Source organism: Actinoplanes sp. NPDC048988, from assembly GCF_043197815.1.
Taxonomy (GTDB): domain Bacteria; phylum Actinomycetota; class Actinomycetes; order Mycobacteriales; family Micromonosporaceae; genus Actinoplanes.
In genome coordinates this window covers 34978-57523 of sequence record NZ_JBICTW010000010.1, presented here as the reverse complement: position 1 = coordinate 57523, position 22546 = coordinate 34978, and the positions used below count along the sequence as shown (strand labels likewise).

The following is a 22546-nucleotide window of genomic DNA, read 5'->3' as shown; positions in this document are numbered from 1 at the left end:
GCGGCCCTAGCCGGCGTCGAGTGGGCCGCGACCGGCGGCGACCACAGTGAAACCCAAACACTCATGGAGGAGACACGCATGGCTTTCAGCGTCTTGGTCACCGGCGCCACCGGGCTTCAGGGCGGCGCCGTCGCCCGCCGGCTGCTCGCCGACGGGCACACCGTCACCGCGCTCACCCGCAAGCCCGACTCGGCGCCGGCGCGGGAGCTGGCCGGCCGGGGAGCCCGGCTGGTGACCGGCGACTTCACCGAGCCGGCCTCGCTGCCCGGCGCCCTGGCCGGCGTCGACGTGGTCTTCGCGATGGGCACGCCGCTCGAGGCCGGCCCCGACGGCGAGACCCGCCAGGCGATCACCCTGCTCGACGCGGCCGCGGCGGCCGGGGTGCGGCATCTGGTCTACAGCTCGGCCGCGAACGCGGACAAGGGCACCGGCATCAGCTGGTTCGACAGCAAGCACCGGGTCGAGCAGCACCTGCGCGGCCTCGGCGTGCCGTGGACCATCGTCGCGCCGGCCGTCTTCATGGAGGTCGTCAGCAGCGCGCAGACCGTGGCCGGGCTGCGCGAGGGCAAGCTGGTGATGCCCCTGAGCCCCGACCGCACCCTGCAGTACGTGGACCCGGAGGACATCGCCGGCTTCGTCTCGCTGGTGCTGGCCGACCCGGGCCGCTTCGCGGGGCGCCGCGTCGACCTGGTCTCCGACGTCACCACCGGCCCGGCGCTGGCCGAGCTGCTCACCAAGCACGTCCAGCGCCCGATCGCCTACACCCGCAACACGGTCGAGGAGCTGCGCCGCTACGGCGGTGACGACGTCGCCAAGATGTTCATCTGGTTCGAGAACGGCGGCTTCGACACAGACGCGGCCGCCCTGCACGCCGAGTTCCCCGAGGTCGGCTGGCACACCTTCGAGCAGTGGGCCGGCCGGCAGGACTGGGACGAGGTGATGAGCCGGCAACCGGCCTGGTGAGTCACTGCACGGTGAAGTTGGCCATCATCATCATGTCCTCGTGCTCGAGGTTGTGACAGTGGAAGACGTACTTGCCACGCCACCCCTCGAACCGGCTGACGATCCGCACGGTCTCGCCCGGCCGGACCCGGACGGTGTCCTTCCAGCCGCCGTCCCACGGCTCGGGGCTCTGCGGCCGTGACCGCGACAGAACCCGGAAATGCACCAGGTGCAGGTGCACCGGATGGGCCACGTCGCTGGTGAACTCCCAGATCTCCGTGCTGCCCAGGGCCGGCGCGGCCAGGCTCTGCCGGTCGTCGAACATGGCGCCGTTGATGCCCCACATGCCGTCGGCGCGGCGGGTGAAGTCGAAGTGACGGATCCCCACCGCGTCGGCGGGATCGGGCAGGTCGAGCGGCGGGGCGAGCCGGGACGGGACGGTGGCCGTCTCGGTCTCCCGCCGCACCACGTCGAAGCACATCAGCTCGGTGATCTGCGGAACCGTGCGGTCGTTGTTGCGCAGGACGACGCGGGTGCCGACCGGGTAGAGGCCGAAGTCGATGACCACATCGAACCGCTCGGCCGGCGACATCACGATGTTGCGCAGCGCCACCGGCGAGGAGAGCAGCCCGCCGTCGCTGCCGACCTGGACGAACGGGTCGCCCGACGGCGGGGGCGGGTCGAGCGTGATGTCCCAGTGGCGGGCGTTGGAGGCGTTGAGGACGCGGAAGCGGTATTTCGTCGCGCTGACCTCCATGCGCGGCCAGGGCACGCCGTTGACCAGGGCGGTGTCGCCGTACTGCCCGTTCATGGCCCACGGGTAGAGCCCGGGGGTCCGCAACGTCGGGTCGGAGCTCGGGTAGTACATCGCGCCGTCGGCTTCGAAGAGCCGGTCGGTGACCAGCAGCGGCACGTCCTTGGCGCCGGCCGGCAGCGGCAGCGAGTCCTCGACCGCGTCGCGGATGATGTGGAACCCGGCGAGGCCCCGGTAGACCTGCGGGCCGGTGAAGTCGAGACGGTGGTCGTGGTACCACAGCGTGGCGCCGCGCTGATCGGTCGGATACGTGTACCGGCGCGAGGTGCCGGGCGCCATCAGGTCGGTCGGGTGACCGTCCTCCCCGGGCGGGTTCTTGCCCCCGTGCAGGTGGACGGCGACCGGCACGGCGAGCCGGTTGGTGTGGTCGACAATCGTCGGCCGCCCGGACCGGGCCATGATCGTCGGGCCCGGGAAGACCCCCTCGTACCCCATGATCGGGGTCCGCAAGCCGGGGATGATCTCGATCGAGGCCTCGCGCTGGGTCATGGCGTAGTACGTGCCGCCGGCGTCGTCGCGAACCGGCCGCTGCACCGGCGGGACCACGAAGGGCAGCGTGAAATGCGCGACCGGCGGGCTCGCCTTCGGCGGGTTGCGCGGCGGCACCCACTCGCTCGGGCCGGCGCCGCGCCGGCCGTGCGCGTCCGACGTGGGCGTGCCGGAGCTGGGCCTGCCGGAGCTGGGCGTGTCGGCACAGCCTTTGTTCGTCAGGACCACGGCGCCCGCGGTCACGGCCAGCACGCCGACGCTGAGCGCGTGCCGCCGGCTGACCAGCCGGGCGGCCTTCTCGCCGAAAGTGGGTTCGAACACGACGACATTCACCTCGCTGTGGTCGGCGCCGCCCGGGGTCCGCCGCCGGCGCAGTCGCTCGCGGGCGGCGGACCAGGCACGACGTGCGAGCCGGCCCAGCAGGACCAGATGGGCCCCGACGACACAGGCGATCTCGAAAGCCCGCCAGACGAGGTGGGCCCAGCCGTAACGATCACCCATGAACCGGCATCCTTACTCGTACGCGATTAGTCGTGTATGAGTATACGCCGGGCGTCAGTGGCGCGGTTCGTGCAGAACCTGGCAGAACATCAGCGCGTTCCCGTCCGGGTCGAGGAAGGTCAGGAACGAGATCAGGTCGGGAATGACCTGGTCGGGGCCTTGGATGCGGACACCCATCTCGGTCAGGCGGGCCCGCTCGGCGGCCAGGTCGCGCACCCCGAAAGTGGGCATCGCCCCGCCGCCCGGTGCCACTCCCGGCATCCGGTAGAGCCCCAGGTAGACGTCCTTGGTGGGCGTGACGAACTCGCACCAGCCGACCTTGTCGTCGGCCCGGAACTCGATCTCGAAGCCGAGCACCCGCTGGTACCACTCGATCGAGCGGTCCATGTCGGTGACCGCGAGCCAGGGGGTGAAGATGCCGTCGTACTGCGGGCTGGGCGGGGTCGATTCAGTCATCGGTGGCCTCCTTGGCGTTCGGCGTGGTGGTCCATTGCTGCAAGCGGTCGCGGTTCTCCACGCTCGCCTTGAGATGCTTGAGGAAGCGGACGGCGTCCCGGCCGCCCAGCACCCGGTGGTCGTAGGCGACGCCCAGGGTGAAGACGGTGCGGGTGACCGGCCGGCCGTCGCGGTCCAGGGTCAGCTCGCGCTGCGGGCCGCCGATCGAGACCATGGCCACGTGCGGCGGGAAGATCAACGGCACGACCAGGGCGACATCGGTGTACGTGTTCACCGACAACCCGATGCAGCTGCCGTCGAGGTCCGCCTGGAGGAACGATCCGGTCAGGGCCGACCGGTGGTGCCGGTCCAGCGTCTCGGCGACCTGGGACAGCGAGAGCCCGGCCGGGTCGGGCACGGTGGCCAGATACAGCCCGTGCCCGGCGTCGATGGTGACGCCGATGTCGATCCGGTCCGGCAGCACCACCTCCCGCCCCTCGCGCAGCCGGCCGAAGAAGAGCGGGAATTCGTCGTACGCCTGCCGGATCGCCTTGATGACCGCCTCGGCCGGACGGGCCGGCGGCACGTCGCGCAGCCGGTCGGCGGACACCTTGACGGCGGTGAAGGCGGCCGGCACTGTCGCGTGTGCCTCGGAGACCACCGCGGCCACCGCCTGTTCGTGGCGGCTCAGCGGGCGTACCCGGTCGGCCGTGCCGTCCCGCTCGGCGACCAGGCGCCGGACGTCGCCCACGCGGACCACGCCACCCAGCGCCAGCAGTTCGGACTCGGCAATGCCGTGCCGCCCGGCCTCCTCGCGCGCCGCGTCCGTGATGAGGCCGTCGGCCGGTGGCCCGGCGGCCTCGGGAGCGGTCCGTTCGGTGGCCAGGAAGGCGTCGCGCTCGGCGGCCGAGGCGAACAGCCGCCCGATGACGTCGTTCTGCTTGCACTCGGCGTTCTCGGCGACCAGGCGGTGCAGGACGCCACCCTGCTCGGCGACGAGCTCGTGGGTGGCCTTGGAGGTCTCCAGCACGGCCACCGCCGCGTCCGCCGGCACCTCCTGCCCGTCGGCGAAGAGCCAGTCGGTCAGGACGTACGACTCGTCGTTGGTGTTGACCTTCGGGACGACGATGTCGGTCATCGGACCGCCTCCCGTACCGCGGCCACGATCTTCTCCGGGCCGACCCGGACGGTCTCCTCCAGGTGCGGCGCGGTCGGGATGACCTCGGGCTCGGCGGCCACCGTCACCACCGGCCGGCTCAGCTGGCCCCACAGAGCGGTGTGCAGCTCGTGGGCCACGGCCGTCCCCCAGCCGCCGCCGGCCGGCCCGTCCTCGACGACGCACACCACAGCGGCCCGGCCGGCCGCGTCCAGCACCGCTTTGGTGTCGAACGGCCACAACCGGGAGGGCACGATGATCTGGGTCTCCAGTTCGTGCCGCAGCAGCAGCTCGGCGCCCGCCCGCATGGCCCGGCCGGCCACGCCACCCGGGCAGACGATCAGGCAGTCGAGCGTGTCGGGCCGGTCGGTGGTCAGCACGGCCGGGCCCAGCGGGCCGGCCGGCAGCTCGGCCACCCAGAGCCGGTCGATCCGGCCCTCGCCGCGGACCGGCTGGGTGTAGAGGATCTTGTCCTCGAAGAACACCGCCGGCTCACCGCGGTCGAGCAGGTCGGCCAGCACGTGCCGGGGATCGTGGAAGGCCGACATCTCGGCCAGGGCCAGGTGCGGGACGCCGATCAGGTGTTTCTGCGGATTCTGGCTGTGCGTCGGCCCGTAGCCGCGGCCGCCGCCGACCGGGCAGCGCACGACCGTGCGCAGGGGCACCCGGCGGCCGTACATCGACACCGACTTGGCGGCGAAGTTGACGATCTGGTCGAAGGCCAGCAGCAGGAAGTCGCCGAACATCATCTCGACGAGCACGCGCCGGCCGGTCAGGGCCAGGCCGTTGGCCACCCCGACGATGCCGTTCTCGCTGATCGGCGTGGACAGCACCTGATCGGGGAACCGGGTGGACAGGCCCTTGGTGGCGCGGAACGCGCCGCCGTACGGATCCAGCACGTCCTCGCCCAGCAGCACGGTGCCCGGGTCCCGGCCCAGCAGGTCGTGCAGCCCCCGGTTGAGTGCCTCGACTACTCGTTCGCCGGCCACTGCCGCCTCCATTCCGATACCGGTCGCGCCCGGACGTCGTCGACCACCGCCGCCACCCGGTCGCGCTGGCGCCGGTCCGCCGCGGCGAAGGACTCCGGCGCCGCCGCGGCCAGGCGCGGATACCAGTCGGCCCGGCGGGCCGCCTCGAGCTGCTGTTCGGTGCGCGTGTCGTCGCCCTTGCTGTGCGGGCCGAGCCGGTGCGCCCGGAACTCGATCACCAGCGGCTCGCCGCCGGCGCGCACCAGGGACACCGCGGGCGCGAGGGTGGCCCGGATCGCCGCCACGTCGTTGCCCTCGATCAGCCGGTGCCGGATGCCGAACCCGGCGCAGCGGCCGCCGATGGTGCCGGCCAGGTGGGCCTCGGTCGGCGTGGTCTGCGCGATGCCGTTGTGCTCGACCGCGACGATCAGCGGGGCCCGCCACAGCGCGGCCATGTTCAGCGCCTCGTAGACGGCGCCCTCGCCCCACGTCCCGTCGCCGATGTAGGCCACCACCACCGAGCCCGGCCGGCTCCGGCGCAGGCTCAGCGCGATGCCGACACCGACCGGCAGGCTCTCGCCCTGCACGCCGGTGGACAGGTAGCCGTCGCGGAACAGGTGCTGGCTGCCGCCGACACCGTCGCAGACGCCGCCCCGCCGGCCCATGATCTCGGCCAGCAGCCCGGCCGGGTCGTCGTAGCGGGCCAGGTAGTGGCCGTGGCCGCGGTGGTTGCTGAGCACGAAGTCGCCCTCGGCCAGCAGCGCGCTCAGTGCGACGGGCACGTGCTCCTGGCCCAGGCAGGTGTGCGTGGTGCCGTTGAGCTCGCCGGCCGCGAACAGGTCGAGCAGGCGCTGCTCGAAGTGCCGGATGAGCAGCAGCGAATCCAGGTCGTCGTCGAGCGTCGGAGTCGTCACGGCGCGCTCGGCACCTGACCGGGGACCCGCTGCACCACCGACATCGCCGTGCGGGATCCGCCGCGGCGGAGCTCCTTGAGCTTGCGGCCACCCACGGCGTGCCCGTCGCTGGCCGCGAAGTCGGCGAAGCCGGCCTCGTCGGCCCAGTCGGTGACGATGTAGTACACGTCCGGCTCGTCGGCCACCCGCGACAGCGACTGGCCCCGGCTGGCCGGGTGCCCCTGCGCGATCGCCGACATCTCGCGCCACGCCTGCTCGAAGCGCGGCCCCGCGCCCGGCTCGATCTCCATCCGGATGAGCACCCGGTATCCGCCCTCGGCCGTCATGACGCGTGCCACTGGTAGAACGAGGTCGCCTGCGACTGCGCCATGGCCGGCTCGTTCTCCCGGTACGGCCGCAGCAGGCCCCGCAACTTGGCGTCGATGTCCTGGATGAGGGCGTCGTTGCGGGCGTCGTAGAGCCGCGGAAGGAAGTCGACGTCCGACTGCACCAGGTGGAAGTAGAGCCCCTGGTAGTGGAACAGCGTCCGCTGCGCGACGCCGAGCCGGGCCGGCAGCCCGGTCGCGTCGTGGTCGGCGAAGACGCCGGCGACGGCGTCCGCGTCGGCCGGGTCGAAGCGGCGGACCATCAAAGCCTGATAACGCACGGGGGGACCTCCTCGGGTTTCGCCTCGCCATGACGCTGACAGGCGGCTCTCGAGCCTGGGTAAAGAGCGACTAGTGCTTCACTGTTGCGGTGAACAGCACTCGCCTCTTCATCCTCAGCGCCCTGGCCAAGGGCGGACCGATGTACGGCCACCAGATCCGCCTCGCGGCCCAGGTCGACCGCACCGACCTGTGGACCGACATCAAGGCCGGGTCCCTGTACGGCGCCCTGCACCGCATGGAGAACGACCAGGTCATCGAGGCCGTGCGGACCGAGCAGGCGGGCAACCGCCCGGCCCGCACCGTGTACGCGCTCACCGACATCGGGCGGCGCGAGTTCGAGGCCCAGCGCGACGAGGCGCTGCGCGAGTGCCGGCTGACGCCGGATCCGGTCGACCTCGCGCTCCAGTCGACCTTCGACATGCCGGCCGAGCTGCTGCGGGCCATGGTGGAGGACCGCCTGCGGACGGTCCGGGCCACCATCGAGTCGTGGAAGAGCCTGCACGCGGCGGCCGAGCCGTACATCCGCGGTCTGGAGGTCCTGTCCTTCCGGCACACCGAGCTGCGGCTCGAGGCCGAGCTCAAATGGCACGAGGAGCTGCTGGCCGCCCTCGGCGAGTGAACCGTCCTCCAGCTCGCGTCGATCGGGGCTCTAGCCACAACTGTCAGCGTCGGGGAAGGCCGGGCTCGCCGGCCGTCCCCCGTCCCATGACAGGAGACCATCGATGGCGACAGCCGCCGCACGAAAGATCGCGGCCCGCGACGTGGCGCCGACAACCCGGCAGGGCGGCGAGATCCGCGTCCTGCTCAGCCCGCGCACAGTCGACGCGACGGACGGATTCGGCGGGACGCTGACCCTGGCCCCCGGCGAGTACGTCGCCGAGCAGTACCACCCGTACTCCGACAAGTTCCTCTATCTGGTCCGCGGCGTTCTCGAGCTGACCGTGGACGGCGAGAAGATCCGGCTGGCGGCCGACGAGGCGCTCATGGTGCGGCGCGGTCAGCGGCACCGGTTCGTCAACCCGGGCGGCGACGAGGCCCTGGCCGTCTTCCACGTGTCGCCGCTGGCGCCTCGCCCCGACCTGGGACACGTCGACACCGAACCGGTGCCGAACCCGGCCGGCGAGTTGCCGCGCGTCGGAGGCCCGCGATGAGCCGGCGGGTGGTGATCACCGGGCTCGGCGCCGTCGCACCGGGCGATCCCGGCGTCAAGGCGTTCTGGCAGCTGCTCACGGCCGGCCGCTCGGCGACCCGGCCCATCTCGTTCTTCGACCCGTCGCCGTTCCGCTCCCGGATGGCCGCCGAGGCCGACTTCGACCCGGCCCGCGAGGGGCTCACCCCGCAGCAGGTACGCCGGATGGACCGTACCGCGCAGATGGCCGTGGTCGCCGCGCGGGAGGCCGTGGCCGACGCCGGGGTCGACCTGACCGCCGGCGATCCCGGGCGCGTCGGGGTGAGCATCGGCAGCGCCTGCGGCTGCACGATGGGCCTGGAGAGCGAGTACGTCGTGGTCAGCGACGCCGGTCGCAAGTGGACGGTCGACCACGACTACGCCGTGCCGCACATCTACGGCTACCACGTGCCCAGCACGCTGGCCGCCGAGGTGGCCTGGGACGCCGGCGCCGAGGGCCCGGTCTCGGTCACCTCGACCGGCTGCACGTCGGGCCTCGACGCGATCGGCCACGCCCGCGAACTCATCCTCGAGGGCTCGGCCGACGTTGTCGTCGCCGGCGCCACCGACGCGCCCATCTCCCCCATCTCGGTCGCCTGCTTCGACGCCATCCGGGCCACCTCCCCGGAGAACGACGACCCCGAGCACGCCTCGCGACCCTTCGACAAGCGGCGCGCCGGCTTCGTCCTGGGTGAGGGCTGCGCGGTAATGGTTCTGGAGGAGCTGGAGGCGGCCCGGGCCCGCGGCGCGCACATCTACGCCGAGCTGCGTGGCTTCGCCGGGCGGGCCAACGCCACCCACATGACCGGCCTGCGCCCCGACGGCACCGAGATGGCCGAGGCGATCCGGGTGGCGATGAACCAGGCCCGGCTCGACCCGGGCGACATCGACTACATCAACGCGCACGGTTCGGGCACCAAGCAGAACGACGTCCACGAGACCAACGCGTTCAAGCGGTCCCTCGGGGCGCGGGCGTACGACGTACCGGTCAGCTCGATCAAGTCGATGATCGGCCATTCGCTCGGCGCCATCGGATCCCTGGAACTGGTCGCGTGCGCGCTGGCCATCGAGCACAACGTCGTGCCGCCCACCGCCAACCTGCACGTGCCCGACCCCGAGCTCGACCTCGACTACGTCCCGCTGACCGCCCGCGACCATCAGGTGGACGGGGTGCTCTGCGTGGGCAGCGGGTTCGGCGGGTTCCAGAGCGCGGCCGTCCTGGCCCGGGTGGACTCGTGATCGCCGCCGGCACCGCCGTCGTCACCGGCATGGACGTCGTCGCGCCGACCGGCATCGGTGTCGAGGAGCACTGGGCCGCCACCCTGGCCGGCACCCCGGCCATCGGCCCGATCGAACGCTTCGACGCCTCCGGCTACCCGGTCCGGCTGGCCGGCGAGGTCCGCGGCTTCGACGAGACCGTGCTGGTGCCGCCGCGGCTCGTACCGCAGACCGACCGGATGACGCAGTTCGCGCTGGCCGCCGCCGAGGGGGCGCTGAACGACTCGGCGCTCGACCTGTCGACAGTGCCCGAGTTCGAGCGTGCCGTGGTGACCGCCAACTCCTCCGGCGGCTTCGAGTTCGGCCAGCGGGAGCTGGAGAATCTGTGGTCGCGCGGGTCCGACTACGTCGGCGCGTACCAGTCGATCGCGTGGTTCTACGCGGCCAACACCGGCCAGGTGTCGATCCGGCACGGGTTCAAGGGCAACTGCGGGGTGGTCGCCACCGAGCAGGCCGGCGGACTCGACGCGGCCGGGCAGGCGCGGCGGGTGCTGCGCAACGGCGCCCGCGTCGTGCTGACCGGCGGCACCGACGCGTCGCTGTGCCCGTGGGGTTTCATCACCCAGCTGCGCACCGGGTTGCTCAGCACCCGCACCGACCCGTCGCGGGCCTACCTGCCCTTCGACGCCGACGCCAACGGCTTCCTGCCCGGCGAGGGCGGGGCGATGCTCGTCATGGAGCCGTACGACTCGGCCACCACCCGCGGCGCCCGGATCTACGGCGCGCTGACCGGCTACGCCTGTGGCTTCGATCCGCCACCGGGCTCCGGGCGGCCGCCCGTCCTGGCCCGCGTCGCCCGGCGCGCGCTCGACGACGCCGGCCTCGGCCCCGGCGACGTCGACGTGGTCTTCGCCGACGCCGTGGGGACGCCGGAGCTGGACCGGGCCGAGGCGTCGGCCATCCGCGAGGTGTTCCGGCGCCCGGTGCCGGTGGCCGCGCCCAAGGCCCTGACCGGCCGCCTGTACGCCGGTGGGGCCGTGCTCGACCTGGTGACCGCGCTGCTCTGCCTGCGCGACCAGGTCATCCCGGCCGCGGCCGGGGTCCGGGTCGACCCGCGGCTGGACATCGACCTGGTCACCGGCGCGCCCCGGCCGGCGGCGATCAGCACCGTTCTCGTACTCGCCCGCGGCTACGGCGGATTCACCGCCGCGGCCGTGCTGTCACACCCCGGAAAGGACCGATGATGACCACGTTCACCCTGGAAGACCTGGGCGCTGTGCTGGAGGACGCCGCCGGCGCGCCGGAGACCGGCGCCTGGAACGACGAGGTGCTCGACCTGCCCTTCTACGAGCTCGGCTACGACTCGCTGGCGCTGATCGAGGCGTCGACGCGGATCGGGCGGCAGCTCAAGATCACCATCCCGGACGACGCGGTGGTGGAGATGAAGACGCCCCGCACCGCCGTGGAATACGTCAACGCGCGGCTGAAGGGGGCGTGACATGAGCGGGCACACCGACAACAGCATCCTCATCAAGGCGCCGATGGACCTGGTCTGGGACCGCACCAACGACGTCGAGTCCTGGCCGTCGCTGTTCAGCGAGTACGCCGAGACGACCATCCTGGCCAAGGACGGCGACACGATCCGGTTCCGGCTGGTGATGCACCCCGACGAGCAGGGACGGGTGTGGAGCTGGGTGTCGGAGCGCACGCCCGACCCGCAGACCCGGTCGGTGCGGGCCTTCCGGGTGGAGACCGGCCCCTTCACGTACATGAACCTGCGGTGGGAATTCCACCAGGAGCCCGAGGGCGTACGCATGCGCTGGATCCAGGACTTCGAGATGAAACCGGGCGCGCACACCGACGACGCCGGCATGACCGAGTACCTGAACCGCAACACCAAGGTGCAGCAGGAGCGGATCAGGACGATCCTCGAGGAGGCGGCGTGACCACCGGCCCCCAGGACCTGCACAACCAGCGCCTGCTCCTGCTCGCCGGCGGGGTACGGCTGGCCGGCATCGTGCACGCCCTGTGCGCGCTCGGCGTGGCCGACCACCTCGCCGCCGGCCCGCGCCCGGTGACCGAGCTCGCGGCCGCCTCCGGCGCCGACCCGGACGCGCTGCGCCGCCTGCTGGTGGCCGCCTCCGGCGTCGGCATCTTCCAGGCGGAGAGCGACGACCGGTTCGCGCTGACCCCGCTGGCCGACGGCCTGCGCTCGGACACCCGCGACAGCATCCGGGCCCTGGTGCTCTACAGCGCGGCGCCGACGATCTGGCGGTCGTACGCCTCGATCCTGCACACCGCGACCGGCGGCGGACGGGCGTTCGACCACGAGTTCGGCCGGCCGCTCTGGGACCATCTGGCCGCCCATCCGGACCAGGAGGCCTTCTTCGACGGCACCATGACCCAGATGAACCTGCGGCTCACCCCGTCCCACCTGGACGCGATGCGGCCCGAGCGGTTCGCCACGATCGCCGACATCGGCGGCGGCCAGGGTCATTTCCTGGCCGAGGCCCTGAAACGCCGCCCCGACGCCCGCGGCGTGCTGTTCGAACGCGGCCCGGTGCTCGAGGCGGCCGCCCCCGTCCTCGACAAGCACGGGGTGACCGACCGGGTCACCCTGGCCGCCGGTGACTTCTTCGCCGATCCCCTGCCGGAAGCGGACGCGTACGTGCTCCGCGGGATCCTCCACAACTGGCCGGACGACCGGGCGGCGGCCCTCCTGCGCCGCGTCCGCACCGCGATGGCCGACCGCGCCGACGCCCGCCTGTTCGTCCTGGAACAGGTGATGGGCGAGCCCAACGAGTGGGACCACGCCAAGTTCCTCGACATCGACATGATGCTGGTCTTCGGCGGCCGGGAGCGGACGCTGGCCGCGTGGCGGAGCCTGTTCGCCGGCGCCGGTCTCGAACTGGTGACCACTCCCCCGGTCGGCCGATGGACCGTTCTGGAGTGCCGCCCCCTTTCCTAGGGTGCGAACCGGGCGGCGCCCAGGAAGTCCCGCAGCGTCGTGGCGATGAGGTCGGCCAGGGTGCGCTGGTTGCCCGGCTGGTTCCACTGGTTGCGAGCGACGAAGAAGATCGCCACGGCGGTCCAGGCAGCCACGGTCGCGGCCGCCTCGGCCGTACCGCGCTCGCGCAGCGCGGCGGCGATCCGATCGGCCAGGGTTGACCGTTTGACCAGCTCGCGTTCCTGGAGCTCCGGGCTGGCGGCGATGACCCGGCCGAGCAGGACCGAGCCGTCGCGGAACTGCTCGTAGATCTGGTCGGAGACGGCCCGCAGCCCGGCCACGGCGGCGTGCAGCGGGTCCGTTCCGGCGCTCTGGCGGCGGATCTCGGCGGCGATCAGGTCCTCGGACTGCTCCTGGCCGGCGAAGACCACCTCCCGCTTGTCGGCGAAGTGGTGGAAGAAGGTCCGCCGGTTCATCCCGGCCCGCTCGGCGATCTGGGCGACCGTCGTCTTCTCGAAGCCCTGCTCGTCGAAGAGGGTCAGCGCCGCCGTTCGCAGGCGTTCGAACGTCCCGGGTTCCCATCTCGCCATGGGTCACAGCCTACGTGATTGCACTCGGTGGCATCATCGCTGTACGGTGATGCCACCGAGTGCAATCACGTGCTGAACGGAGCCCCACCCATGGCCGCATTCACCCTCCCCGATCTCACCGGCCGGACCGCGATCGTCACCGGCGCCAACTCCGGCGTCGGCCTGGCCACGTCCCGCGCGCTGGCCGCCGCCGGGGCCCGGGTCGTGCTCGCCGTCCGCGACACCGGCAAGGGCGACGCGGCCGCCCGCACCATCACCGGCAGCACCGAGGTGCGCCGGCTCGACCTGGCCGACCTGTCGTCCGTACGGGCGTTCGCCGACGCCTGGTCCGCTCCGATCGACCTGCTGATCAACAACGCCGGCATCACCGCGCGGGAGCTGCGCCGCACCGCCGACGGGTTCGAATCGCAGTTCGGCACCAACCATCTCGGGCCGTTCGCCCTGACCAACCTGCTGCTGCCCCAGGTCACCGGCCGGGTGGTGAACCTGTCGTCACAGGCCGAGCGCATGGGCCGCCTCGACCTGGACGACCCGAACGACGAGCGCCGCCCCTACCAGCAGTCCCCCGCCTACAACCGGTCCAAGCTGGCGAACCTGCTGTTCACCGCGGAACTGCAACGCCGCCTGGACGCGACCGGCTCACCGGTGCGGGCCATGGCGGCGCACCCCGGCCTGGTGCGCACCGAGATCTACACCGAGGCCGGCCCGATCAGCCGGTTCATCGTCCGCACCCTGGGGCAGAGCCCGGAGCAGGGTGCGCTGCCCGTCCTCTACGCCGCCACCGCCGACCTGCCCGGCGACAGCTTCACCGGCCCGAGCCGTTTCGCCCACATGATCGGCGAGCCGGAACTGATCAACCGCTCCGCGACCGCCCGCGACGAGCAACTGGCGGCGCGCCTGTGGTCGGTGTCCGAGAAGCTGACCGGCGTACGGTTTCCGCTCGCCCCGGCCACCGGTCAGGCGTCATAGGGCATTCGCACTCCCACTTCTCGAGGACGCGCCTACCGTGAAGGTGGGTGCCCATCACACGCCGACCTGTAGCCGGAGACGATGAAGTCCATGACTGCCCCCACCGGCACGCCGCCCGGCTCGCCTGAGACGGGCCCCTACCGATTGGCGCGTCCGACCTTGGAAGAAGCGCATCGCGCCTTGCACGGGATGTACGGGCCGCACTCGGAAGACATCTGGCGAACCCTGCTGTTCGCCGCCGGACTGACCGGTGCCGAGACCTCGGCCGCGGCGCTCGACCGGGTCCTCGCGGTCATGACGACAGCGGAACCGCTGATCCGGCTGTGTGCGCGCGGCCTGCAAGTCCGCATCGCGGCTTACGACCAACTGGCGCGGGCCCATGCCGAGTGACGACGCCCCCCTCGCCCAGCGCCGCCGGCTGGAGGTCGTGGCCGACATCGACTTCGACGACCCGGGGTTGCGGCAACAGCTCGACCGTCTCGCCGAGCGGACGGCCCACCGGCTCGGCGCCCCGGTCAGCATGGTGACGCTGCAGTCGGACATCACCCAGTTCTACGCCGGCTCCTTCGGGCTGCCGCCGTGGATCAGGGAGGTCGGGGGCACCCCGGCCGAGTGGTCGTTCTGCACCGAGGTGATCACCTCCGGCCGGGCGCACAACTACCCCGATCTGGCCGGTCATCCCCGGCACGGCACGAATCCTCTCGTCGTGGTCGACGGGGCACGCAGTTACGCGGGAGTGCCGTTGGTGATCGACGATGAGGTGGTGGGCACCCACTGCGTTGTCGGCCTGGCCGAGCACGCATACACGGAAGCGGAGATCGAGCAACTGCGGGAAAGCGCGCAGGAGGTCACGGCGGTGCTGCAACAGTTCCGCCGGCACCAGGACGAGTGACAGCACCGCAGGTGCCACGCGTCGTGGCTCATCGCCGCGCCTTGTCGAGGTAGGCGTCGATCTCGGCGAGGATGACGGCCTTGCCGGGCGCGGACGCTGACAAACGCGGCCCACCTCCGGCGACCCCGCGGCCGACGTCAGAGGGAGCTCAAGCGTTCACCAGGCAGAGCAGGGCGATGTCGTCGCGGCGGGTGCGGGGGCCGACGTCGCTGGCCAAGATGTGGTCGAGTACGTCGCCGGGGTCGCTGGCCGGAGCGGTGCGCAGCGCGGCGCACAGTTCGCCCAGGCCGAGGTCGATCGGATGCCGGCGGTCTTCGACCAGGCCGTCGGTGTAGAGCAGCAGGGTCGCCGCCGGCGGGTAGCCGAAGGAGGTGTCGCTGTAACTCGGTGATTCCAGGGCGCCCAGGGGCGGGGCGGCGGGCAGCGGGAGCGGGTGGACGGTGTCGCCGTCGCGGACCAGGGGTGGCGGGTGGCCCGCGAGCACGCCGGCGCCTCGGCCGGTGGTGATGTCGAGTTCCAGGTAGCAGCAGGTGGCGATGGTGTCCAGGCACATGCGGCGGACCATGTCGTTGGTCAGGCGCATGACTTCCGCCGGCGGGTGGCCTTCGAGGGCGTACGCGCGCATGGCATCGCGGACCTGTCCCATCACGGCCGCCGCCGCGGTGTTGTGGCCGGCGACATCGCCCACCACGACGCCGACCACACCGTCGCGGAGCCGGGTGAGGTCGTACCAGTCGCCGCCGACCTCGGCGCCGCGGGTCCACGGCAGGTAGCGCGCCGCGCTGCGCAGGCCCGGCACAGTGGGCAGCCGCGCCGGCAGGAGGGCGTGTTGCAGCTCGGTGGCGATGGACAGGCTGGTCTCGAACAGCAGGGCCCGTTGCAGGGCCTGGGCGCTGATGGCGGCCAGTGCGGTGAGGGTGGACCGGGTGTCGCCGTCGAAGTCGCGCGGGTCGTGGTAGCCGACCACCAGGGTGCCCAGCACGTCGCCGGCGACGGCGAGCGGCAGGAAGGCCCACGCGTGCCGGCCGCCCGGCGGAACCGGGGCGGCCGCCGCGGACTGTGACTGCTGGAATTCGGCGAGGGAGGCGAGAAAGCGTGCCTGGCCGGTACGGGTGACCTCGGTGGCCGGATACGGATGATCCAGGGGAAGGTCGCGCAGGTGGGCGACGACGTCGTCTTCGTAGCCGGAGTGGTAGCGCAGGTGCAGGCGGTTGTCCTCCCGCAGGAGCAGGGCCAGGCCGGCGCCTCCGGCCGAGGGCTGCAGGACGGAGCCGATGACGTCGTATACCTGCGCTGTGGTGCTGGCGGCGACCAGCGCGGTGGTGACGCTTTCCAGGGCGCGGGCCCGGCGGGTCGAGGCTTCGGCCCGCGTGACGCTGGCGGTCAGCTCCCGCTGGCGGTCGATGTGTTCGGTGATCTCCCGGAAGGACACCGCGACCGAGCCGGCGCCGTCCCGGCCGATGTTGACCTCCCACACCTGTCCGATGGCCGGATAGGTCAGCTCCTGCCGCCAGCTTTCGCCGGTGTCGGCCACCGTGCGGTAGCGCTCGAACATTCCGTCGCTGAAACTCTGCGGGGCGATGGCGCTCAGCGGGCGCCCGATGGTGTCCTCGATCGACCGCCCGGTCAGCTTGGCGCCGAGCTGGTTGACGTAGTCGCAGATGAAGTCGACGGTCGCGCCGTCGGCGTCGCGGACCGGCCGCAGCACGGTGAAGCCGTCGAAGGCGGCGTCCAGCATGTCGTAGAGCCGGGCGCCGGCCGCCGATCGCGGCGACACCGTCACCTGGCGCAGGTCGACGAAACGGACGATGAAGCCGTCGTCGTACGGGCCGACCCGCATGTCGAAATGCCCGGCGACCGACGACCGGTCGTAGTACACCGTCCGGGTCGCCGGCTCACCCGTCTCCACCACCGTGCAGTACAGCTGCAGGGTCCCGTCGTTCACCGTCTCCGGCCACAGCTGCCGATAGCGGCGCCCGACCATCTCCTCCCGGGGACGGCCGACCAGACGGCAGCCGGCCTCGTTGATGTAGACGAGGGTGAAGTCCACGATGCCGCCGTCGTCACGCACCGAACGAGCCAACGCCCACCCCTGCGGGTCGGTGTCCAGCATCGCCAGTAACTGCGCATCCCGCATGGCAGCCATCATCGCAGCGTGCTCCGCGCCTGGACACCTCCGATGGGTGGATTCACGCGGCCGGCGGCGCGGCCGTCAGCGCGTCGGCGATCCGGTTCAGCACCGTTGATCGCTGCCCCTCGCCTGCCACCGCCGCGCTTTCGCGGAGCCGGCGGATGAGCCACTGCGGCCGGTCGCTTTCCGGCGGCAAGGCCCGTGCCAGCAGTTCCACCACCGCCACGTCCGGATTCTTCGCCGCCGCCGCCACCGCCGACGCGTCGACCGTCGCGCCACGGCGGAGCAGTTCCCCGGCCAGTCCGAGGTCCACGGCGTGCGCACCGACCCGCAGGGTGTTGCCGACGGGCACCTGCCGCTCCAGCAGCCACGTCGCGACGGCGAGCCCCCGGCCGGCCAGGGCGATGTCGATCGGCGTCAGACCGTTGCGGACGGGCTCGGCCGGATCGCAGCCGCGGGCCACCAGCTCCCGCATCAGGCCGAGGTCGTCACCGGCGGCGGCGCGGTCCAGGGCGAGACGCCGCAGCCGACGCTGCCCGGCGATGGTGCCGTCCCGCAGCGCACTTCGCCAATCAAGGACCGTTTGCTGTACGAGGCGGCGCAGCTTGTCCGCGGCCGCCCGCGCCCGCGGGTCATCGCTTTGACCCAGCTCCTCGACCGCCTCGCGCAGCTCCGTGCCGCCGTCGTCGCTCTCCCACGGGTCGCGTTCCAGCACCAGCCGGTCGAACAGCGCCGGCAGGTCGGCGGCGAGCGGCGCGGCCCGGTCGCCCTCGATCAGCTCCCACCCGGCCGGCAGCCCCTGCTGCCACCACACCACCGTCCCGTGCCCCGGCCCGTCGGCGGTGCCCACGTAGACGCGGTCCAGATATTCGAAACCGCCGAACGGCAGGTAGGACAGCCGGGCGCCGCCGATCAGCTCCCGCTCGTGCTCGATCCAGCCCCACAGGTCCTGGTAGTCGTCGCTGTCCGGGTAGAACAACTCCCGCAGTGACAGCGCGACCTCGTTCTCACCGAACTCGGCCCGCAGGTCGTAGTGGAGGCTGCCCCCGAACGAGATCCGCCACAGGTCGGCCAGCGGCGCGGGCAGCGGCCCGGCACAGTGCTCGGCGACCGCGGCCAGAACCGCGTCGGTGACCGGCGGCCGCGCGTCCAGGATGAGCCGGCCGGCGTAGACCGCGATCCCGGCCTCGGCGGCCGCGCGCCTCTCGTCGCCGGACAGAGCCGCAGCGGGATCATCGGTCACTTGCCCTCCACCAGTTCGAGGTAGTGCGGGTTGTCCATGATGCCGAACAGGTTGCCGAACGGGTCCACGACGGTGGCGGTGACGAACCCGCCGCCGCGGTGCCGCGCCGGCTCGTTCACCGTGGCGCCGAGCTCGACCAGGTGGGCCAGCTCGGCGTCGAGGTCGTCGACGTGCCAGTAGAGAACCGAACCGACCGGCCCGGTCGGGGTGCCCGGCGGCCGGAAACGCGCGTCGATCAGCCCGAGTTCGGCTTGATGGTCGCCGACGCGCCACTCGGCGTAGCCGTCCCGCAGGAAGTACGGCTCGGCGCCGATGACCTGCGTGTACCAGTCCCGGGCGGCCGCCCAGTCGGCGGCGAAATAGTTGACAGTGGCCATGCCGCGAAGAGTCATACCGGCGACGCTACGGGCTGTTGCGGAAGGAGAGCTTCCTCAATCGACTTAGAATCGGACAATGCTGGAGACGTCCGTACGGCTGCTGCGGCTGCTGTCCCTGATGCAGCAGCGGCGCGAGTGGGCGGGCCCCGAGCTGGCCGCCCGCCTCGAGGTGACGACCCGCACAGTGCGCAGTGACGTCGACCGGCTGCGGCAGTTGGGATACCAGATCGATTCCGCCACCGGCCCGGGCGGCGGGTATCGGCTCGGTCCCGGCAGCGCGCTGCCGCCGCTGGTCCTCGACGACGACGAAGCGGTCGCGGTGGCGGTCGGGCTCCGGGCGGCGGCGGCCGGCAGCGTAGCCGGGATCGAGGACGCCTCGCTGCGGGCGCTGACCAAGCTCGAGCGGACGCTACCCGGCCGGCTGCGACCGCGGGTCGACGCGCTGCGGTCAGCGACAGTGTCGGCGGCCGGCGGCGGCCCGACCGTTGACCTGGACACGCTGACCCGCGTCGCGTCGGCCGCCCACGGCCACGAGCGACTGCGGTTCGCCTACTCGGCGCACGGCGGTGAGGGCAGCGTGCGCGACGTGGAGCCGCACACCCTGGTCTACACGGGCCGCCGCTGGTACCTGCTGGCCTGGGACACCGACCGCGGCGACTGGCGGACGTTCCGCGCCGACCGGATCACGCCGCTCCCCCAGGATTCTCCGGCCCCCCGGTTCGTCCCGCGGGAGCCGCCGGGCGGCGACGCTGCCGCGCACGTGCTCCGGGGGGTGACGGCCGCCCCGTTCCGCTACCGGGTGCGGATCCGGTTCGCCGCGCCGGCCGCCGTGATCGCCGAACGCAGCACGCCGACGTCAGGCCGGATCACGCCTCTCGGCGCCGACGAGTGCGAACTGGCGACCGGCGCGGACTCGCTGCACGACCTGGTGACCTACCTGAGCAAGTTCGAGGCGCCGTTCACCGTGCTGGAACCGCCGGAGCTACGCGACTTCCTGCGGGCCCTGGCCGACCGGTACGTCGTCGCGGCTCAGCCCGACGACCGATCGACGCGGTAAGCGCATTCTGTTCGTTCCGGCCGCCCGGGCGGCCGGGCGGCGGGCGCGCCATCCGCCACAGGTAACCGGTGTCGGTGGCACCCACCCCGGTTGGACGCCCTGCCCGAAATCGTCGCGGTTGGCCCAATGCTCGACGTCTACCGGCCGGTGACGGCCGCGGCGCCGCGGCCCGCCGTGCTGTGGGTGCACGGCGGCGGGTACGTCTCCGGATCGCGGCGGCAGGTCGCCGACTACGACACCGTGCTCGCCGACCGCGGGTTCGTGGTGGCCAGCCTCGAATACTCGCTGGCGCCCGGCCGCCGCTACCCCGTGCCGGTCGAGCAGGGCACCGCTGCCCTGTCCTACCTGACGGCGAACGCCTCCCGGTTCGGTGGGGCCCTGCCGCGGTGTTCGGCGGTGCCGACTAATCCGGCGCTGGCGGCCCGACTGGTCCTTTTGTTCTGCGGCCTTTATGACATGGCTACCGTGGGATCGACCGGGTTTCCGGCCCTGCGCACTTTCTTGTGGTCCTACACCGGTGAGTGCGATTGGACGCGATTTCCGCGCATCGACGAGCTGTCGACGACCCGGCAGGTGACAACCGCGTACCCACCGGTGTATTTGACCGTCGGCGACGCCGACCCTTTCCAGCCGCAGGCTCAGGAGCTGGAATCGGCGCTGCGGGCGCACGGGGTCGCCGTGACGTCCCGCTGTTGGCCCGGCGCCGGCCTCGGCCACGAGTATCAGTTCAAGTTGCGAACCCCAGCCGCCCGAACCGTGCCGGCGGACACAGTGGCCTTCCTCAACGGTCCCGGCCTCAACGGTCCCGGCTGATCGCACGCCAAGCCGAGAGCAACAGGGCCGTGGCCGAGACGAGTCCGGCGGCCGCATTCAGCAGATCGGTCATTTCCTTCACGATTTCGATGAACATACCAACGAACGATTGTCGGCCACCGAACGTCCGGCAAGATCCACGGTAGACATCGGATGAGGCCGGTACGGACCGGACGGCGCCGAATCATGATCTTCGTGTCGATGTAGCATGGCGGTTCGATCTCGACCCCACGGAACGGAAGGCCGCCCGAGCGTGGAAGACGGAAAGATCTTTCTGCGCGACCTTCGCCAGACCGTGGTCGCGTCCGGAAAGACTCAGATACAGATTTCCAAGAGCTCGAACATTCCGCAGTCGACGCTGTCCGACATCATCCTCGGCAAACAGGCCCGGCTGCCCGGCAAAGCCATTCTCGCGGGTCTGCTCCAGGCCTGTGGACTGACCGGTGAAGAGATCGAGGAGTGGGAGCAGCGACGGGTCGACATCGTCACGAAGCACTCCGATTCCGGATACACCGGCACGCGCGACGACGTCGAGCACCTGGCGGCCAAGCTGACCGAGGCGACGGCCCGATTCGAAGCGCTCAAGACTCAGGAGGAGAAACTGCGCGCCGATCTCCGCCAGGTGGAGGGCGAGCGGGACGGATTGGCCACCGCCCTACGGCTGGAGCAGGCGCGCAATGACCGCTCGGCGCGGGATTTCAGCGTCGTCCAAGGCAAGATCCGCTCCTTCGAACGGCACGTCGAACTCCTCCGGCGCAAGGTCGACGACGGCATCGAGCAGGTGCGAAAGGCGCACCTGGAGGCCGAGAATCTGCGCGCCGATCTGGAGCGGGCCCAGATCGAGCTGCTCTACGCCGGGTTCCAAAGAGAACAGGATCAGACGGAGGCGCCGGTCAACTGGGCCTTCGACCTTCGCATGGAGGCCGCCCGGAAAGGGGCCTACATCGAGGAGGCCCGGGCCTTCTGCCGGGGTGCGCTGGACGCGCTGCAAAACGCGGGCCAGGAATTCGTCAGCTCGTTACGGGGCACGCCGGGCGAGGAGGTGCGCAACCGGGTGCGAGTGCAACTCATGGCCTCGAGCGACGAACTGGCCCAGTCGCTCCAGGCCATCGGCGAGTTCGCGATCCTGGCCGACGGCGCCCATTTCCCGCACGATTCTCTGGCGTTCGTCGGCGAACAGCTCCGGCGATGCCAGGAAGAGCTCGCGGAATGCGAGGGTGAGCTCGGCCGGCAGCGCGATCGGCTTTCGGTCATCGAGGGCAGCCTGGCCTATCCGGACCTGGCAGCGCTGTTGACGCAGGCCTCGACCGGCATCGAGAACTGCCAGAACGCGACCGCCTACGCGCTGCAGATCCTTCAGGACTACCGCTAGATCAGTCGAGGGCGGGCAGCGAGGCCTTGCCCTTGTCGGCGAGGACGAACGGGGTGTCGATGTCGGCCGTGCCCTCGCCGATGGTCGCCGCGATCACGCCGGTGCCGAGGCCGGCGATCTCACCGGTCGGGTCCTGCACGATGAACGTGTCGGCGCCGGTGTAGATCGTGTAGGTCGGCTTGCCGTTCGACTCGCCGGTCTGCCGAAACCGGAACTTCTGGCTCGCCGCAGCCGCGTCGCAGCCCACGAGGTGGATCAGGGCCGGCGCGCCACCGGAGCCCACCTTGGCCGACAGACACAGCGGCTCGCCACCGACGCGCAGCTTAGCGGTCTTGATCGAATACCTGTCGCCGCCGGCCGGGACGATCACGAAGAGGGCTTTATCGCCGAACGAATCGGTCAAGCCGAGCTTGTCGCCGGTGACCACCCCGACCGTGGCCTCGCTGTTCTTGGGCAGCAGCAGGACCTGCCGGGTGCCGCTGAACACGCCGCCACCGGCCGGACTCGACGCGGTCGGCCGCGCGGAGGTGGAGGACGAAGGGACAGGGGCGGCAGAGGTGGGGTTCGGCAGGGCCGTCTCGTCGCCGGTCAGATCAACCGGGCTCGACGCCGGCGCGGCACCGGACGCGGACGGCGTGGGGCCGGGCGCCGCGGCGTTGTCGGCCGCGCAGGCCGAGGTCAGAAGAAGACCTGCGGCCGCCGCGGCCAGGACGCCGGCGCGGAGGAGATCGGTACCAGACATGACGTACTCCCGTGGTTGGTTCTTCGCTTGCTCTGCCGATGTCGATCTTTGCGGCGGCGACCGGCCCGCAACGGGATCCGGGAAAGGTTGGCATGAAGCCAGGAGAACGCAATACGTCGACCTCGCGCAGGTCAGCGCGGCCGCGTTCTGGCCTACGGTCC

General features: G+C 71.7%; 26 protein-coding genes. 14 read left to right on the top strand and 12 right to left on the bottom strand.

Annotation, left to right across the window (positions count from 1 at the left end; translation table 11 throughout):
* Positions 1–78: 78 nt before the first annotated feature.
* Positions 79–963: an NmrA/HSCARG family protein gene (locus tag ACGFJ7_RS27995; protein ID WP_360255399.1), complete on the top strand. Its 885-nt coding sequence runs from the start codon at positions 79–81 to the stop codon at positions 961–963.
* 1 nt (position 964) lies between these two features.
* Here ACGFJ7_RS27995 and ACGFJ7_RS27990 read toward each other — a convergent pair whose 3' ends face one another.
* Genes ACGFJ7_RS27990 through ACGFJ7_RS27960 form a run of 7 tightly spaced genes read right to left on the bottom strand, consistent with a single transcriptional unit; the run spans position 965 to position 6865 of the window.
* The gene (locus tag ACGFJ7_RS27990; RefSeq protein WP_360255402.1) at positions 965–2746 is read right to left on the bottom strand and encodes a multicopper oxidase family protein; all 1782 of its coding nucleotides are present in this window, start codon (positions 2744–2746) and stop codon (positions 965–967) included.
* A gap of 54 nt (positions 2747–2800) precedes the next feature.
* The gene (locus tag ACGFJ7_RS27985; protein WP_360255404.1) at positions 2801–3202 is read right to left on the bottom strand and encodes a VOC family protein; all 402 of its coding nucleotides are present in this window, start codon (positions 3200–3202) and stop codon (positions 2801–2803) included.
* Positions 3195–4319, bottom strand: coding sequence for a 2-oxo acid dehydrogenase subunit E2 (locus tag ACGFJ7_RS27980; protein WP_392644624.1), 1125 nt, complete (start codon positions 4317–4319; stop codon positions 3195–3197). Before ACGFJ7_RS27980 ends, ACGFJ7_RS27985 begins: the two co-directional genes overlap by 8 nt.
* On the bottom strand, positions 4316–5326 hold the full coding sequence (locus ACGFJ7_RS27975; RefSeq protein ID WP_360255408.1) for a transketolase C-terminal domain-containing protein: 1011 nt from the start codon (positions 5324–5326) through the stop codon (positions 4316–4318). The genes ACGFJ7_RS27980 and ACGFJ7_RS27975 overlap by 4 nt, the downstream gene beginning before the upstream one ends.
* Entirely contained in the window at positions 5308–6219 is a 912-nt protein-coding gene (locus tag ACGFJ7_RS27970) for a thiamine pyrophosphate-dependent dehydrogenase E1 component subunit alpha (protein WP_360255411.1), read from the bottom strand. Before ACGFJ7_RS27970 ends, ACGFJ7_RS27975 begins: the two co-directional genes overlap by 19 nt.
* On the bottom strand, positions 6216–6545 hold the full coding sequence (locus ACGFJ7_RS27965; protein ID WP_392644622.1) for an antibiotic biosynthesis monooxygenase family protein: 330 nt from the start codon (positions 6543–6545) through the stop codon (positions 6216–6218). Before ACGFJ7_RS27965 ends, ACGFJ7_RS27970 begins: the two co-directional genes overlap by 4 nt.
* Positions 6542–6865 carry a TcmI family type II polyketide cyclase gene (locus ACGFJ7_RS27960; RefSeq protein WP_360255416.1) on the bottom strand — a complete coding sequence of 108 codons (324 nt, stop codon included), beginning with the start codon at positions 6863–6865 and terminating at the stop codon, positions 6542–6544. Before ACGFJ7_RS27960 ends, ACGFJ7_RS27965 begins: the two co-directional genes overlap by 4 nt.
* 89 nt (positions 6866–6954) lie before the next feature.
* Between ACGFJ7_RS27960 and ACGFJ7_RS27955 the strand changes: the two genes are divergently transcribed.
* From ACGFJ7_RS27955 to ACGFJ7_RS27925, 7 genes are all read left to right on the top strand, one after another.
* Positions 6955–7485: a PadR family transcriptional regulator gene (locus tag ACGFJ7_RS27955; protein ID WP_360255418.1), complete on the top strand. Its 531-nt coding sequence runs from the start codon at positions 6955–6957 to the stop codon at positions 7483–7485.
* A 103-nt stretch (positions 7486–7588) separates the two neighbouring features.
* Positions 7589–8017 (top strand): cupin domain-containing protein, encoded by a 429-nt coding sequence (locus ACGFJ7_RS27950; RefSeq protein ID WP_392644620.1) that lies wholly within the window; start codon positions 7589–7591, stop codon positions 8015–8017.
* On the top strand, positions 8014–9273 hold the full coding sequence (locus ACGFJ7_RS27945) for a beta-ketoacyl-[acyl-carrier-protein] synthase family protein (protein WP_360255422.1): 1260 nt from the start codon (positions 8014–8016) through the stop codon (positions 9271–9273). The genes ACGFJ7_RS27950 and ACGFJ7_RS27945 overlap by 4 nt, the downstream gene beginning before the upstream one ends.
* Before the next feature lie 29 nt (positions 9274–9302).
* Entirely contained in the window at positions 9303–10496 is a 1194-nt protein-coding gene (locus ACGFJ7_RS27940; RefSeq protein WP_360255519.1) for a ketosynthase chain-length factor, read from the top strand.
* Complete coding sequence (locus ACGFJ7_RS27935) at positions 10496–10750, top strand: acyl carrier protein (protein ID WP_360255424.1); 255 nt, start codon at positions 10496–10498, stop codon at positions 10748–10750. The genes ACGFJ7_RS27940 and ACGFJ7_RS27935 overlap by 1 nt, the downstream gene beginning before the upstream one ends.
* Position 10751: 1 nt before the next feature.
* Complete coding sequence (locus tag ACGFJ7_RS27930; RefSeq protein WP_360255427.1) at positions 10752–11198, top strand: SRPBCC family protein; 447 nt, start codon at positions 10752–10754, stop codon at positions 11196–11198.
* Positions 11195–12220 carry a methyltransferase gene (locus ACGFJ7_RS27925; protein ID WP_392644618.1) on the top strand — a complete coding sequence of 342 codons (1026 nt, stop codon included), beginning with the start codon at positions 11195–11197 and terminating at the stop codon, positions 12218–12220. Before ACGFJ7_RS27930 ends, ACGFJ7_RS27925 begins: the two co-directional genes overlap by 4 nt.
* Here ACGFJ7_RS27925 and ACGFJ7_RS27920 read toward each other — a convergent pair.
* A complete protein-coding gene (locus ACGFJ7_RS27920) occupies positions 12217–12789 on the bottom strand; it encodes a helix-turn-helix domain-containing protein (protein ID WP_360255431.1) in 573 nt (190 codons plus the stop codon). The genes ACGFJ7_RS27925 and ACGFJ7_RS27920 overlap by 4 nt on opposite strands.
* A 90-nt stretch (positions 12790–12879) precedes the next feature.
* Between ACGFJ7_RS27920 and ACGFJ7_RS27915 the strand changes: the two genes are divergently transcribed.
* The 3 genes from ACGFJ7_RS27915 to ACGFJ7_RS27905 all read left to right on the top strand — a co-directional run bounded on the left by ACGFJ7_RS27915 (position 12880) and on the right by ACGFJ7_RS27905 (position 14650).
* Entirely contained in the window at positions 12880–13758 is an 879-nt protein-coding gene (locus ACGFJ7_RS27915) for an oxidoreductase (protein ID WP_392644616.1), read from the top strand.
* 90 nt (positions 13759–13848) lie between these two features.
* Complete coding sequence (locus ACGFJ7_RS27910; protein ID WP_360255437.1) at positions 13849–14148, top strand: hypothetical protein; 300 nt, start codon at positions 13849–13851, stop codon at positions 14146–14148.
* Positions 14138–14650: a GAF domain-containing protein gene (locus ACGFJ7_RS27905; RefSeq protein ID WP_360255439.1), complete on the top strand. Its 513-nt coding sequence runs from the start codon at positions 14138–14140 to the stop codon at positions 14648–14650. Before ACGFJ7_RS27910 ends, ACGFJ7_RS27905 begins: the two co-directional genes overlap by 11 nt.
* 148 nt (positions 14651–14798) lie before the next feature.
* Here the strand turns inward: ACGFJ7_RS27905 and ACGFJ7_RS27900 are convergent, their stop codons facing one another.
* From ACGFJ7_RS27900 to ACGFJ7_RS27890, 3 genes are read right to left on the bottom strand one after another with little or no spacing between them, the layout of a single operon-like run.
* Positions 14799–16787 (bottom strand): SpoIIE family protein phosphatase, encoded by a 1989-nt coding sequence (locus tag ACGFJ7_RS27900; protein WP_392644614.1) that lies wholly within the window; start codon positions 16785–16787, stop codon positions 14799–14801.
* Between the two features lie 52 nt (positions 16788–16839).
* A complete protein-coding gene (locus ACGFJ7_RS27895) occupies positions 16840–18024 on the bottom strand; it encodes an SMI1/KNR4 family protein (RefSeq protein ID WP_392644612.1) in 1185 nt (394 codons plus the stop codon).
* Positions 18021–18416 (bottom strand): VOC family protein, encoded by a 396-nt coding sequence (locus ACGFJ7_RS27890; RefSeq protein WP_360255445.1) that lies wholly within the window; start codon positions 18414–18416, stop codon positions 18021–18023. The genes ACGFJ7_RS27895 and ACGFJ7_RS27890 overlap by 4 nt, the downstream gene beginning before the upstream one ends.
* 61 nt (positions 18417–18477) lie before the next feature.
* On the opposite strand from ACGFJ7_RS27890, the gene ACGFJ7_RS27885 reads away from it, so the two are divergent.
* The 3 genes from ACGFJ7_RS27885 (at position 18478) to ACGFJ7_RS27875 (ending at position 21643) form a co-directional block, all read left to right on the top strand.
* Positions 18478–19458 carry a YafY family protein gene (locus ACGFJ7_RS27885; RefSeq protein WP_360255447.1) on the top strand — a complete coding sequence of 327 codons (981 nt, stop codon included), beginning with the start codon at positions 18478–18480 and terminating at the stop codon, positions 19456–19458.
* Between the two features lie 126 nt (positions 19459–19584).
* Positions 19585–20271: an alpha/beta hydrolase gene (locus ACGFJ7_RS27880; RefSeq protein ID WP_392644609.1), complete on the top strand. Its 687-nt coding sequence runs from the start codon at positions 19585–19587 to the stop codon at positions 20269–20271.
* Positions 20272–20524: 253 nt separating this feature from the next.
* A complete protein-coding gene (locus ACGFJ7_RS27875) occupies positions 20525–21643 on the top strand; it encodes a hypothetical protein (protein WP_392644607.1) in 1119 nt (372 codons plus the stop codon).
* 1 nt (position 21644) lies between these two features.
* Here the strand turns inward: ACGFJ7_RS27875 and ACGFJ7_RS27870 are convergent, their stop codons facing one another.
* Positions 21645–22385 (bottom strand): hypothetical protein, encoded by a 741-nt coding sequence (locus ACGFJ7_RS27870; protein WP_392644605.1) that lies wholly within the window; start codon positions 22383–22385, stop codon positions 21645–21647.
* Between the last annotated feature and the right edge of the window lie 161 nt (positions 22386–22546).